Source organism: Lysinibacillus sp. CTST325 (assembly GCF_054665055.1).
In genome coordinates, this window is sequence record NZ_BAAFHO010000002.1 from 426,316 (window position 1) to 440,430 (window position 14,115).

14 protein-coding genes are annotated in these 14,115 nt (G+C 35.4%); 2 read left to right on the top strand and 12 right to left on the bottom strand.

From position 1 onward, the window contains the following. Nucleotides 1-73: 73 nt before the first annotated feature. The gene (locus ACYQ73_RS07460; protein ID WP_460011893.1) at nt 74-1,150 is read right to left on the bottom strand and encodes an undecaprenyldiphospho-muramoylpentapeptide beta-N-acetylglucosaminyltransferase; all 1,077 of its coding nucleotides are present in this window, start codon (nt 1,148-1,150) and stop codon (nt 74-76) included. Between the two features lie 259 nt (nt 1,151-1,409). Between ACYQ73_RS07460 and ACYQ73_RS07465 the strand changes: the two genes are divergently transcribed. Beyond that, nucleotides 1,410-2,780: an MATE family efflux transporter gene (locus ACYQ73_RS07465; protein ID WP_460011894.1), complete on the top strand. Its 1,371-nt coding sequence runs from the start codon at nt 1,410-1,412 to the stop codon at nt 2,778-2,780. 751 nt (nt 2,781-3,531) lie between these two features. Here the strand turns inward: ACYQ73_RS07465 and ACYQ73_RS07470 are convergent. From ACYQ73_RS07470 to ACYQ73_RS07495, 6 genes are all read right to left on the bottom strand, one after another. Then, nucleotides 3,532-4,251 carry a CAP domain-containing protein gene (locus tag ACYQ73_RS07470; protein ID WP_460011895.1) on the bottom strand — a complete coding sequence of 240 codons (720 nt, stop codon included), beginning with the start codon at nt 4,249-4,251 and terminating at the stop codon, nt 3,532-3,534. Between the two features lie 389 nt (nt 4,252-4,640). After that, a complete protein-coding gene (locus ACYQ73_RS07475; RefSeq protein WP_460011896.1) occupies nt 4,641-5,543 on the bottom strand; it encodes a CobW family GTP-binding protein in 903 nt (300 codons plus the stop codon). An 82-nt stretch (nt 5,544-5,625) separates the two neighbouring features. Continuing rightward, a complete protein-coding gene (locus ACYQ73_RS07480; RefSeq protein WP_460011897.1) occupies nt 5,626-7,131 on the bottom strand; it encodes a lmo1851 family serine protease in 1,506 nt (501 codons plus the stop codon). Between the two features lie 343 nt (nt 7,132-7,474). Continuing rightward, nucleotides 7,475-8,209: a peptidoglycan recognition protein family protein gene (locus ACYQ73_RS07485; RefSeq protein WP_460011898.1), complete on the bottom strand. Its 735-nt coding sequence runs from the start codon at nt 8,207-8,209 to the stop codon at nt 7,475-7,477. Nucleotides 8,210-8,423: 214 nt separating this feature from the next. After that, nucleotides 8,424-9,188, bottom strand: coding sequence for a GNAT family N-acetyltransferase (locus tag ACYQ73_RS07490; protein ID WP_460011899.1), 765 nt, complete (start codon nt 9,186-9,188; stop codon nt 8,424-8,426). A gap of 16 nt (nt 9,189-9,204) precedes the next feature. Beyond that, a complete protein-coding gene (locus ACYQ73_RS07495) occupies nt 9,205-9,369 on the bottom strand; it encodes a hypothetical protein (RefSeq protein WP_460011900.1) in 165 nt (54 codons plus the stop codon). Between the two features lie 34 nt (nt 9,370-9,403). Between ACYQ73_RS07495 and ACYQ73_RS07500 the strand changes: the two genes are divergently transcribed. Then, nucleotides 9,404-9,568, top strand: coding sequence for a hypothetical protein (locus tag ACYQ73_RS07500; protein ID WP_460011901.1), 165 nt, complete (start codon nt 9,404-9,406; stop codon nt 9,566-9,568). Nucleotides 9,569-9,761: 193 nt separating this feature from the next. Here ACYQ73_RS07500 and ACYQ73_RS07505 read toward each other — a convergent pair whose 3' ends face one another. The 5 genes from ACYQ73_RS07505 to vanS form a co-directional block, all read right to left on the bottom strand. Further along, complete coding sequence (locus ACYQ73_RS07505) at nt 9,762-10,496, bottom strand: polysaccharide deacetylase family protein (RefSeq protein WP_460011902.1); 735 nt, start codon at nt 10,494-10,496, stop codon at nt 9,762-9,764. 331 nt (nt 10,497-10,827) lie between these two features. Beyond that, nucleotides 10,828-11,301 carry a DinB family protein gene (locus tag ACYQ73_RS07510; protein ID WP_460011903.1) on the bottom strand — a complete coding sequence of 158 codons (474 nt, stop codon included), beginning with the start codon at nt 11,299-11,301 and terminating at the stop codon, nt 10,828-10,830. Nucleotides 11,302-11,334: 33 nt separating this feature from the next. Next, complete coding sequence (locus tag ACYQ73_RS07515) at nt 11,335-11,808, bottom strand: hydroxymyristoyl-ACP dehydratase (protein ID WP_460011904.1); 474 nt, start codon at nt 11,806-11,808, stop codon at nt 11,335-11,337. Nucleotides 11,809-12,002: 194 nt separating this feature from the next. Beyond that, on the bottom strand, nt 12,003-12,923 hold the full coding sequence (locus ACYQ73_RS07520; RefSeq protein ID WP_460011905.1) for a D-alanyl-D-alanine carboxypeptidase family protein: 921 nt from the start codon (nt 12,921-12,923) through the stop codon (nt 12,003-12,005). Between the two features lie 87 nt (nt 12,924-13,010). Beyond that, nucleotides 13,011-14,102, bottom strand: coding sequence for a vancomycin resistance histidine kinase VanS (vanS, locus tag ACYQ73_RS07525; protein ID WP_460012314.1), 1,092 nt, complete (start codon nt 14,100-14,102; stop codon nt 13,011-13,013). Nucleotides 14,103-14,115: the final 13 nt, after the last annotated feature.

Consider the following 14,115-nt stretch of genomic DNA (forward strand, 5'->3'; position numbering starts at 1 on the left):
AGCTTTTTTTCGGTTTGCTGTAATTGTGATTAACTACAAGTTATGCAGTAGGCAGTTACTACGAGTAATGAAACTACTTTTTATATTGTAAAATCAATTTCGCCATTTCATCTGGCGTCTTCGGTCTTTGTGTTTTCTCCATAACTGCAACCATTTCTGCTTTACGCTCTGTTAACACATGAACCGATTTTTTGAAGGATTCCTTTGTTAACTCTTCCTCTTGTAATACTTCCGCGTAACCTTGTCTTTTAAATAAGTTGGCATTTAATATTTGGTCACCACGACTTTTTTGTGCAGATAATGGCACTAATAACATCGGCTTGTGAAGTGCTAAAAATTCAAAAATCGAATTGGAACCAGCACGTGAGACGATAAAGTTTGCGGCATGTAATAAATCCGGCAATTCAGTTGTTACATACTCAAACTGCTTGTAACCAGGCGTAGATTCTAATGATTCGTCGTAATTCCCTTTACCACATAAATGAATGATTTGAAACTGTTTTACAAGATCCGGTAAATTTTGACGAAGCGCGTCATTCAAGACAACGGAGCCTAGACTCCCTCCCATCACAAGAAGTACAGGTTTTAAAGTTGTAAAGCCACATAATGATAACCCTTTCGCTCGATCTCCCATAAATAACTCTTGGCGAATAATGGAGCCTGTGCATGTGGCCTTTTCTTTCGGTAAGTGTTGCAATGTTTCTTCAAAAATCGTAAAGATGTGTGATGCAAATGGTAGCGCAATTTTATTGGCTAAGCCAGGTGTAACATCTGATTCATGAATGACTACAGGAACACCAGCAAGTTTTGCAGCCATGACAACGGGTACAGAAACAAAACCACCCTTTGAAAAAATTACTTGGGGCTTCACTTTTTTGATAATACGAAAAGCCTGCATAATTCCAGCAAGCACTTTAAAAGGATCTGTAAAATTTTTCATCGAGAAATAACGACGCAATTTTCCACTTGAAATACCGTAAAACGGAACACTTGGAAACGCCTCGCCTATTAATTCTTTTTCAATCCCCTCGTCTGAGCCAATATAGTGGACATCATAACCTAGCTCTTGTAAAGACGGGAGTATCGCTTGATTGAGCGATACATGACCAGCTGTCCCTCCACCGGTTAAAATGATTGTTTGTTGTTTCACATTAATTCTCCTATTCCATTTGTAGCTGACACTCCGCTTTCGCTACAAAAAACATTTCGCTGAATGATGTTAAAAAGCCATTGTAGCAGTCACTACTTTTTATTTACAGTCTTATATTTTACTATATGCGAACGAAAAGATACAGATGAAGCTTTTAATTGTGTCCAAGCATCAGCTGAAAAAATTAAATTTTCATCCTTCCTCCATTTTTTATGCTATACTCATTAATTAAATATGTTATTGAAGGAAGATATACACTATGAATCAAACAACTACGTTAAAAGAAAAATATGCACTATTATTAAAAATTATCGTACCCATTTTAGTCACACAAGTAGCTATATATCTTATTTCTTTCTTCGATATTTTAATGTCGAGTCGGTATGGTACTGCTGACCTAGCTGGCGTGTCAATCGGTTCCTCTATTTGGATGCCTATTTACACTGGGTTATCTGGGATTCTCCTTGCAATCACCCCTATTGTCTCACAGCTTGTTGGAGCTAAAAAAGAGTTGGCAGCAAAGAAGGCTGTTCAGCAAGGGATCTATGTAGCCATCGTACTATCGGTACTTATTTTTATTATGTTAATATTTGGTATTGATTGGATTCTTGGCAATATGAATTTAGAAACCACTGTACATACTATTGCTAAATCATATATTTATACGATGTGTGCTGGTCTAATACCACTCTTTTTATTTTTTGTCATGCGTTGTTTTATCGATGCGCTTGGACAAACTCGCGTCACAATGATTATTACATTACTTACAACGCCTATTAATATTGTGTTGAATTATATTTTTATTTTTGGCAAGTTTGGAGCACCCGAGCTTGGCGGGATAGGTGCTGGCGTTGCAACAGCGATTACATACTGGCTAGTTTTCTTCATCACAGTGTGGATTATTGCAAAGCGCGTGCCCTTTGAACGCTTCCGCCTATTCCATGACTGGCCAAAATTAGAATGGCTTCGTTGGAAGGAAATTTTAATCATCGGTGTCCCGATTGGAATATCTTTATTTGCAGAAACGAGTATTTTTTCTGCTGTCACGATGATGATGAGTAGCTTTAGTACAGCAATTATCGCAGCTCATCAAATAGCTTTAAATTTCACTTCTCTGCTTTATATGGTGCCACTTAGTATTTCGATGGGCGTTACGATATTAGTAGGTTTCGAAATAGGCGCTAACCGAATGCACGATGCGAAACTCTACAGCTATTTATGTGTTGGTACCGCGATTTTATTTAGCTTTATTTCAGCTTGTATACTTTTTATCCTTCGTGAGCCTATTGCTAATATGTATACGACTGATGGCAAAGTGCTAGAATATGCCAGTCATTTTTTAATATTCGCAGCTATATTCCAGCTATCTGATTCTATCCAAGCGCCTGTTCAAGGAGCTTTGAGAGGTTACAAGGATGTTACTATGAGCTTTATTATGGCCATCATCTCGTATTGGATTATTGGCTTGCCTGTCGGATATGTACTGGCCACTCATACAGACTTCGGACCGTTTGGCTACTGGATTGGGCTAGTTGCAGGTTTGACTACAGGAGCGATTACTTTATTAATACGTTTAATACTTGTTCAAAAAAGATATGCAAGGACGGCTAAAACAGCAATAGCAAACTAGACTTTGTTCTAGTTTGCTTTTTTCATTATGGAAGAAAAAACAAGAATCCATCAGCATTAAATAAACTCTCTTATCAAGGCACCCAAACCCTTTATTTAGCTTCACCTTCTTCTTTTCAAGAATAATGTAATTAAAAATCCAATGAACATTAGCATCTTAAAACCTCCATTGCTAATTAGATCAATCCTATTTTTTTATTACAGGGTATGTATTATAGGTCGAAGCCACTAGGAGTGTTCTTGCAAACATATCATTGCTGAAAGAAGGTAAATCCATATAAAATTGCCCATTATTATTTTTCAAAATAGGAAGTCGACTGTTCATGACCTCTTTGTTCTTTTTTCGCAGCTTTCATTACAGTAAAACTTATCTTCTTGATTGTTATAAATACTTTTTGCTCAATCTGTTATTAATTTACCGCATTCTCCACATTTTATTAATATCATTCATCGTGCTCCTTTTCCGGTTAATTAACGATCCAAAATGACCTCGAAATTCCGCTCACTACTACAGTAAAGTCATTTTGAATGCTCATTCGACTACCTACTAAATCGCATTGTGAAACCATTTTTCTCTACATATCTAATGTATTCAGATATCCTTTCAAATGCGCTCATTTGTTATTCAGACAAAAATTTTGTCACTTTATACCTCTTATACTAACAATGGAAAATTAAAAAAGGATGTCCACCAAGCCTTTTACGACTTAGTGGACATCCTATTATTCAATGTAACTATTCAATTTATACTATTATTTTTGGATAAATTGTTGTGTCCAGTAGTTACCTGATTTCACATAGCCAACACCAATATGCGTAAATTTCTCATTTAAAATATTCGCACGGTGACCTGGTGAATCCATCCAAGCTTGTACTACTTCTTGAGGTGTACGTTGACCTTGTGCAATATTTTCACCTGCACTCTTATACGTAATACCTAAAGCTTTCATACGATCAAACGGAGAACCGAATGTTGGACTTGTATGTGAAAAATAGTTTTTAGATTGCATATCTTGTGATTTTTCACGAGCTGCTGCCATCAGTTTGTCATCCGTTTTAAATGGTGCTAAACCAGCTTTTGTACGTTCAGCATTCGTTAATTTTACTACCTCTTGTTCAAAAGCATTCACATCTGAAGTAGTTGTTGATGGTGTAGACTGTGATGGTGCAGTAGCTGTATTATCTTTTTGAGCTGTTTGTGTATTGTTATTTGTTGCTTGTGTATTGTTAGTTGGTGTTTGATTTTTTTCTGGTGCTTGAGTTTCTTTTGATGGTGCTTGTGTTTGTGGTACATTTACATACCACTTATTATTTGACCATTGGTTTGACCATTGATTTGACCATTTATGATAAGAAACTTTATTACAGTCTGATGTTGTATTCCCCTCTGTAGTATTTGCTGCAGCGGAAGCCATTTGAATTGGAGCTGCTAATAAAAATGTTGCACAAATTGCAGTTAGTGTTTTTTTCATTTTTGCAATTCCTCCTTCTCTGCAAACAATCGTAAAGTACAAATTTAATAAATTTCTTACCAGCATCTGCTAACAACACCATCGGAGACATTAATTCGCATCAAACAGAGGGTTTTTGGCAATAATTTTTAGCAAGTTTCACCAGCCTATGAAATACTTACGTTTCAAATAGGGTTGACACCCCTAAAAAACTATCAATTATTTTCAATATTCAAATAGAGAGAAGCACGAAATAAAGTCTTAAAACCCTATATATACTTCTTTTATTTTACTAATCAACCAAAAAATCTGCTGATTACTACTTTAATAAGAAAACAGAAAGAAAACTTTCATGTCTTATTAGTAGTAATTAGCAGATTATATATGTCTATATAGAGAAGCCTAATATTTTAATTTATACCTATAATGTTTAAACTACTTACATCTTCACCAATAATAACGAGTTTTGCAGGCATTTTGACGTATTCTGGAAGCCATTGGACCATGCCATACGCATATTGAAACAGCATAGGATTTTTTACACCTTCAATTGGCACATAGCCTTTCATTCGATACACGGTCTCAGGCAATGTGCGCACCCAATCCTCAAATTGCTCCTGTGTAAAGTCAACATCTTTAAATTCAACTAATCGTGAACCAAGATGCATTGATGCTATTGGGGCTTTCACAACATCTTGTTTATCCACCTGAGCTGTTGCCTTTAAATCTTCTAATAAACGTAACGGTACTCGACCATTTGTAGTTTGCAAAATAAAGGCATGAGGATTAAAGCCTTGTAGCTCATAAACAACCTGGGCCTGCTCTGCCTCTGTTAATAAATCCGTTTTGTTAGCCAGCAATAAATGTGCGTGACGGATTTGTTCCATAAATAAGGAGCGCACTTGCGGGATTAATGTTTCTCTATTTAGCCACAGCTTTGAGTCCGCAACCGTGACAATTCCTTTGACATTTAACTGTTCCGCAAATAACGGTGAGTAAACAGCGTCTAATGCTTCAACAGGATGTGCAGCACCTGTTGTTTCAATAATTAAGACGTCGAAATCACTATCTAATAGAAGAGATTGAATTTGTGCCTCTGTTTTTTCAGCGCCAGAGCAGCAAATACAGCCCTCTAGCATTTCCTTTAGCGGAATATCCTTTTCCACAGCCTGTGAGTCAAATGGTAGCTTTCCAAGCTCATTCATAATGACAGCAGGCTTTAAACCTTTTTCCTTTAGTTGTCGAATAACATCTGTTAACATGGATGTTTTTCCGCTACCTAAAAAGCCACTAAATAAGTATACGTCCTTCACAATTATTACCTCCTATAAAAAAAGCTGTCGCAAAAGGCCACTAGAGACGCCTGCTGCGACAGCTACTTTGTTAGTTTGTAGTTTACTCAGTTTTTGCTGGTGTACCAGTAAGCAGTTCTTTTGCTTTTAACAATTGAGGATCAGCTGCTTTTATTTTAGCACGTAATGCATCCATTAAAGCATACGTTGTATCGCCAGTTAAAACGCCTGTTTCTTCAAGACCACTTGCAGCTTGCAGTTTTTTCACTGCACGTTCTGTGTATTGATCAAAAATACCGTTTGCTTTACCAGGCTCATATCCTAAAACTTCTAGCATCTCTTGTGCCGCTTTTACAGAGTTAGACTGCACATCCTTTTTCATTTCCACAGATGGATCTAAGTATGGTAATGATGCATAAGATGGATATGACACTTTAACATCTGGAGCAATACCTTTTTCGTGAATCCAGTTGCCATTTGGCGTTAGCCATTTAGCTGTTGTGAATTTAAGGTTAGAGCCATCTTTTAATGGTGTGACATTTTGTACTGTGCCTTTACCAAACGATGTTTCTCCAACAATTTTAGCACCGACAGACTCTTTTAATGCTCCAGCTAATATTTCAGAAGCAGAAGCACTTCCGCTATCAACAAGGACTGTCACTGGAACATTATATTTTTTACCAGCAATAGCATTTGTAATTTTCGGCTCTTCATCTTTTTGTTGTACTTGTACAATCGGTTTACCTTCTGGAACAAATAAATTCGAAATTTCTATTGCTGCATCTAGGTAGCCACCAGGATTTTGGCGTACATCTAAGACGATACCTTTCAAGCCTTTACCTTCGTAATCTGCAAGAATCTTCTCAAATTCTTTCGCTGTATTTTCACTAAATGACGTGATATGAATATGGGCAATATCCCCTTCAAGCATTTCACCGTAAACCGTTTCAACCGGTATTTCATCACGGACAATTGTCATATTAAGTGGATCAGCGTTTCCTTCTCTTTTCACGGTTAATTTTACTGGTGTTCCTTTTTCACCGCGAATACGAGCTACCGCTTCAGATGCACTTAACCCATGAATGCTTTTTCCATCAACAGTTAAGATAATATCTTTCGGTAATAGCCCCGCCTTTTCAGCAGGTGAATTTTTAATAGGTGACACAACTGTAATAGAGCCGTTACGCTCTTGAATTTCCGCACCAATTCCTTGGAAACTAGAAGACAAACCAGTCTTAAATTGATCTGCTTCTTCCTTCACCATAAAATCAGAATACGGATCACCTAAAGCGTCAAACATGCCATTAATAGCGCCATCTACCACTTTCTCATCGTCGATATCTTTGTAATATTTGTTTTTAAGCAAATCATAGGCTTCGTACAATTTTGAAAATTCCGTACGCCCAGTCGGTCCTTTCACTTCAACTGCTTTCTTATCTCCGAATGTTAACGCAAATATCGTTAAGCCTGCAGTAATAAGGATTGTAAAGAACATCAGCATAATAAATTTAAACGGTTTCATTTGTATAAATTGTCCTGCTGGTTTTACTTCAGTAGGGGGTGTTTGTTCCGGCTGCTGTTCTATACTATCTTTTTTCTGTTCATCCATCTTGATTGTCACCACTCTCATATACACTAACTTGTTGTCACACTATTACCATCTTAACAGGTTATAGAGAAGACGAAAAGAAAAAGACTGTCAAAATTTCTCGACAAATCTTGTCCTACAACAATCTTCATAAAATCCAGCATTTCTTAATCACTTTATTGTTAAGCACATTATTCTATGTAGATGTTATTGCTTTAGAATTTGTAAAAGTAAAGGTGCCTTTGAAGCACTATCTAAAGGCACCCCTGTAATCTGCTAAGTTGAAGGTATATAATGGTACTGCTTTTATATTTTACTCGTTTCCTCGAAGCAGTCAACTAAAATCCTCATAGATATTAGAAACTTATGCATCTTTAATATACGTAACCTGCGCCAATTTAGCATTTTTTATTTTCATCTCTGCATTTTTCGCTGCATTGATTCCTGTAAAAGTTCCTGTTTTAATACGATAATTTGCACCGTCCTGTTCAATGTAAACAAGCCAGCCGAATGTTGTTTTCATCACCAGTGCTGCGCTTTCTGCTGCTTTAGGAGTACTATACGTTCCCGTGTAAATTCGATATTTTTGCGTTTCTACTGGGGGTATTTGAGTATCTCCAGCGGTTTTGACCATTTCGATAAATTGTGACCAAGGTACTTTTCCAGCACGAATATTACGAGGGCAATTTTTTCCACTAAAATAATTGTGTTGAACAATATTTTGAATTGTTATATTTTCATCTTTTATAATTTTTGCGATAAGACTCACCGCATTTTCTACAGCTTTTAAATAATCTCCATCACTATTTACGCAAATTTCCACTTGAATTCCTTGGCTATTACCAACATACGTTCCTGTTCCCCAGCACTCCCAAAAATGCTCAAATGATTGTACAGCTTCTTTGTCATCTACTTGCCAATGCCAGCTAGCTTCCCTACTGTTACCATTTATCTGTAGACGCGCATGGGCGTCAGCATCAGCTCCAACGCTCGTATTGTCGGTTTCATGAACGACAATATACTTTTTTGCATTATTTTTACCATTTGTCATTTTGATTGCTTGCGAAGTTGTTACTAGTTTTTGGCGAATTGTTACCATAGGTTTCCCCCCCTTCTTTTTGTCCTAATGTAAAAAGCGGGATGATTGAACTTTAATCATACTACCTTAACCTTTGTAGTTTAAAGATAGATTATAAGTTCACTCTATATTATGAACCTTTCGTAACTTCTACTATGTTTTTATAAGCATTAATAACCACATATTCATACCCAAAATTCACTAATGCTTATTTGGGATTTGCGCTGAGCAGTTTTTAACTCAGTTCACTTAATTTTTTTATAACAGAATGTACTGTTAGCCTATGAAAAGTAAGAAGCTGTTCCTTATAAATGACAGAAAAAATACCGTACGGAGTTGGTGACAGTTCCATCAGCTCTTCTCTATCTTTAAGATCAATAAGCTCAACTGGACTATTCAATGTATTTGCACCAGCTATAATATTTTCTGTTGCAATTTCGACATATGGACATTGGAATGACCGTAAAATTGTTAAGTTGTTAAATTTTTTTAATCTGCCCTCCCAATCATTCGGAAAATACGGATGTTCTGCTTCGTTGCTCAATGGGTAGACAAGTAATTCAAAATCATATGGGGCCGTGTCAATAAGTTGAAAATCGTTTTTCAAAAAAATATCTTTACTTGGCGCCCAAGAAGTTTTTGAATTCGTAATAACAACAACCCCTTTTTTGGCTTGCTTTTTGGCATCTTCTAAACATTTATTGATTAATCGAGTACCGTAACCCTTCCCGATCTCACTTACCCATAAACAATGAATCACTATATATCCATCTGCATGAACTACTCTTGATGAATTTTCTGCTTCTATATATTCAATAAACCCAACTTGTTTTTTATTGTCGATTATTTGCACATATTTCAAACCTTCTTCAAATCTATTGTTCAGCCATTTGTTCTTATTTAAATATCCGCTTGATTTCTTCTTACTCCTAAGACAAAAACTCCCAATCCCCTCTAAAAGCTCATTATTACATTCAACTAATTCAACGTTACACAACAATACCAATCCCCCCTATTCATAATGGTGTCATTATACCTTTTTTTGATTTTGAACATAACAAGTGGTTGATTTCCGTTCCGACTGGGCGCTTTGTTGTTGCTGACGCTTCGCTTTCGCACAGATAAAACAATTGTAGCTGCCGCTTTGCTTTCGCTACAGAAAACATTTGCTGACGCTTCACTTTCGCACAGAGCAAAGCTTCCTGGGGGCGTCCGATGAGTCGCTTGGGGCAACACGATGTTGGTCACGAAGGCGTTATCACAGGACTTGATAGTTTTAGCCTTCGTTCCTCTATTGCTGATCCCAAGGAGTCGCCCAGTCTCCACTCCAATCAACAAATTTTCATGGCATATGTTCAAATGAATATAATCATTCTGTAATTGTAATTAACTCTAATTTATGGATAAGTTATTATTAGAAAACAAAAAATCAGGCTATTTACATCTTTAGCCTGATTTCAACATGGAAAATAATTTATTAATTTTTAACAATTATTTTATTTGAAATTCAGAATTACAGCACATAACAACAATGTAAAAGTACAAATTTTTTTATTTTAAACTATACAGAAACTTATTTGTTTTTTTTACTCTGCACTTCGAGTAATTCAGAAACTGTGACAAATTTATATCCTTGCCTTTCAAGTTCAGGTATTATTTTTTCCATCGCTAGTACAGTTTGATGACGATTTCCTCCACCATCATGAAAAAGAACAATATTTCCTTCTTTGACACCGTTGAGCACCGTGTTAACAATTCTAGTCGTACCTGGACTTCTCCAATCTAAAGTATCTAAATGCCAAGACCACATAACAACTTTATATCCTTCTTTTGCAATCGCTTCAATCATTGCATCTGAATACTGTCCTTCTACTGGGCGAAATAAAGTAGGCTTAAATCCTGTGATGTTCTGAATGACGTCATTCGTTTGATTTATTTCCTTTAGTAAATTCGGAACATTCGTCCTTAAAGGATGCGAAAATGTATGGTTGGCTAGTTCATGACCTTCCTTATACATTCTTGATATTACCTCGGGATTTTTTTGCGCATTTTGACCAACAATAAAAAAAGTTGCTTTCGCATTATATTTGGCTAATACATCTAAAATCTGAGATGTGTACTTCCGATGTGGTCCATCATCGAAAGTAAGGGCAACAATTTTTTCATCCGTATTAATCTCCCAGACAATTTGTCCTGCCTCTTCATAATACTTTCTTCCTTTATTTTCATATTTCTCTGCGTCGACTTTTGCACAAAAAAAGGAGACAGTTAAAAGGCAAATAGGTAATAAAAACAGGAGTTTTTTCAAATCTTCACTTCCTCAAATAAAATATTTAGTACCTTATTATTTGAGGAATGTTAAAAAAAATGCTCTTTTTTGATTTTTTGTTGCAGTGTATACTTCAGTGATAGCAGCTAAAGGTTGTCCTTACTTGATTTTGGGATTAAAACAAAGGAGACTTTTTTATCACTGACTAATTTGCCAAAAACTGCTTATTCTTTTATCAATCATGCCTCGACATAATTGCGTCCGTCGGAGACTTTAGGCCAACACGATAGTCGTGTGTGTTGCTGTCGCTTCGCTTTCGCACAGATAAATTGCCACAGGACGTAGCGTACTTAGACTGAGTTCCTCTATTTCATCGAATTTTTGGATACTCGCTGAAAGAAGTTAAAATCTGTTTTTTCAAATGATGTTCCATATGTTCAAGGTAGTCTTGGATAAGCCACTGTAGAGTTATTAGTTGATTATTTTCAAAGCCACATTGAAGAGCAAGCTTTTCATCGGGGATATTTTTAATTACATATATAATTTTTTTATTTAAGCTCACCCATAGATTCATTACTTCATCAAAAGGTAACTCTTGGTATCCTTGAATTTTCACCCAATGAACTTGGTCATACGGAGTTAATACAAAAGGTTCCTTTTCGTATTGTATTTTAATGAACCTTTCCAGATTATTAATGGCGGAGTCGCATAAATGGCCTAATATCTCTTTTTTTGACCACTTTTGAGGCGCTGGTCGTTGTGAAATCTCTATTTCAGACATTTGACGAAATTCCCCAGGCACCTTTTTGATCCAAAAATGTAATTGATCTATAATACTTTGCACATTTTTCACACCCCTCTTGATATTTGAAATTAGCTATTTATAAAAACTCAAATAATAGTCAATTAATTTAATGACTTCGTATATTTTTTTATATTCTTTTTCTATTTTATAGGAAATAAACAATATAGCTACATTAAAACTCAAAACTGCTAGCGCGACGATTTGGACAAATGAGATCCCAATCATCAGTTTAGTATTGATGGCAGAGGCAATTATTGTAATCAATGATAAGATTACACCACACAATGTAATATAAATTGGCTTAGATCTAATAATTTCATTTGCTTGCAATTTCAAAACATCTAGTAAATATCGAATTTCTTTCAATTTATATTGTTGATCAAAAATCACGAAATATGACATATAAACATCGTTTGTTATATTTTCATTCAGTATATTTTTATGAATTTTTCTCACTAATCGATCACAAAAATCTTTATCTAATGCTTCTTCAGGTATGAATAGTTCCTCTTTATTTTCAAAAACATTTGTGCCGGGATGCTTCAAACCCCTCATCCTCTCATACTGGTTTACCTGATTTAATGACCTTATTAAGAATAGAAAACTCATTTATAGTCAAAACATAGTCACCTAAATTTTTCAGATATTTAAATTATATGAACGGATGGAAAGGTAGTATGTTATATTAGATAAAATTTTATTGTAAGTTTAGGAACTACGGGAAACATACATAAAGTTCCTTAGTCAAGTTGTTGATATACAGCTAATGCATCCGTAATATTGAACTGCTCTGTTCGTGAGTCACCTTTAGCACCTACTGTTACCAGAATATACTCCTCGCCTTTAATTGTCGCTAGACTTGCTAAACATAAGCCTGCTTGCTCTGTATAGCCAGTTTTGCCGCCAATTATTTCACCTCTCGTTTTTTCATTTGCATTCAAATTTTTAAACATTCGGCTCGTCACCGTCATGCCCTCTGGGTGAAGATTCGTTGACTTAATTGAGTATCTTTCCGCCGTATAGATATCTCTAAAGGTGTTATTAGTTAAAGCATATTGTAAAAGTATCGAAATATCTTTCACACTCGTATAATGATCCGGATGATGGAGTCCTGTTGCATTCATAAAATGTGTGTTTTTCATCCCTAGCTGTTTAGCTTTTTCGTTCATTAACTTTACAAATTTACTCTCCGACCCAGTTATGTAATCGGCTAAACCAATAGAAGCATCCGCACCTGAAGGTAGCATTGAACCATAAAGTAAATCCTCTGCTGTTATCTCCTCATTAGGAAGAAAGCCTGCCATAGAAGCATTTTCTTCATATAAATTCTTAAATATACTTTTAGGAAGTACAATCTTATCCTGTAAATTCGGGATATTTTCAATAGCAACTAAAACCGTCATGATCTTCGTCAAAGAAGCAGGATAAATGATTTCGTCACTATCTTTGTCCAATAAAATCTTATTTGTGTCTAAGTTCACTAATATAGCATTTGAGCTATGTAAATTTACATCAAGATTTATTTCACTTTTCTTTGGCATTTCCAGCTGAGGCGTATCAACTATTTCTAGCTTTGAATCTTGATATTCTTTTACAAACATGACCACTAGAAAAATAATCATCAGTAATAGTAGGCTATAAAATCCATTTCTTTTAAACATAAAAACAACTCCTTCTTTTATGCCTCTATTGAAACATAAAAGAAGGAGTTCTTTTTTAATAATCTATTATAAAATTCTTAAGGTTTCTTAAGAAAGTGTTGGAATCATAACAGTGAAAACTGTTTTTTCATCATCACTTGAAGCTGATATCGTTCCTCCATGAGCATGGACTATTTCATTGGCAATTGCAAGACCAAGACCCGCCCCACCTGATTGAGTCGATCTGGCAGAATCTAAACGATAGAATTTTTCAAAAATCATCTTTAATTTTTGTGGTGGAATTGCTTTTCCCTTATTTGTAAATGAAATAAATGTCTGGTCATTTTGATGGTGTGCGCTAATATGAATAATACTATTATCATCGCTATATGCTATGGCATTTTTTAAAATATTATTAAATACCCTCGCTAATTTATTGGCGTCCGCAGAAACTTTCATTTCTCCCTCGATATTCACAATTGCTTGCTGTCTTTTAGGTGCCAATAAGGGATAAAATTCATCTGCCAATTGCATTAACATGTAATTTAAATTGATGGATTCTTTATCTAATATAATGGACTGTAAGTTAAATCTAGTGATTTCAAAAAATTCATTAATCAACTGTTCTAGCCTATATGATTTTTCTAGTGAAATCTTCACATACTTTTCTTTTTGCTCTACAGGCATGTCCTTAGCCTCATCCAACAGACTTAAGTAACCAATCATAGATGTCAGCGGTGTTTTAATATCATGGGCTAAGTAAACAACAAGGTCATTTTTGCGCTGCTCAGCCTCCTGTGCATCCTTTGCCCGTTTTTCTAATTTATTTTTTGCGTCATTTAATTTTTTCTCCATAAAATCTAGCTCAGAAGGAAGACTTATTTCCTGATTTGATTCCTCTGAAAGCCTATTAACACTTAAGGCAATTTGGTTAAAATACTTCGTAAACCGAGAAAGTGCAAAATAAAAAATTACTAATAGCAAAATAATTAAGCCTATCGCTAACCAAAGTGACTTATTTTGTTGAAATAATATTCCATAGGCTCTCTGTGCCGAATAATAATCAAGCTGTAGCACATTTTCACAAAATCGAATAAACCAATCAGCGAATGGGGCTTGTAAGACACCATCAATAAACACATAGCTTATGAAATAGCCGACAAACAATGCTATTACTAAAATCAGCAAAATTTGAAGCATGATTGTCCTTTTT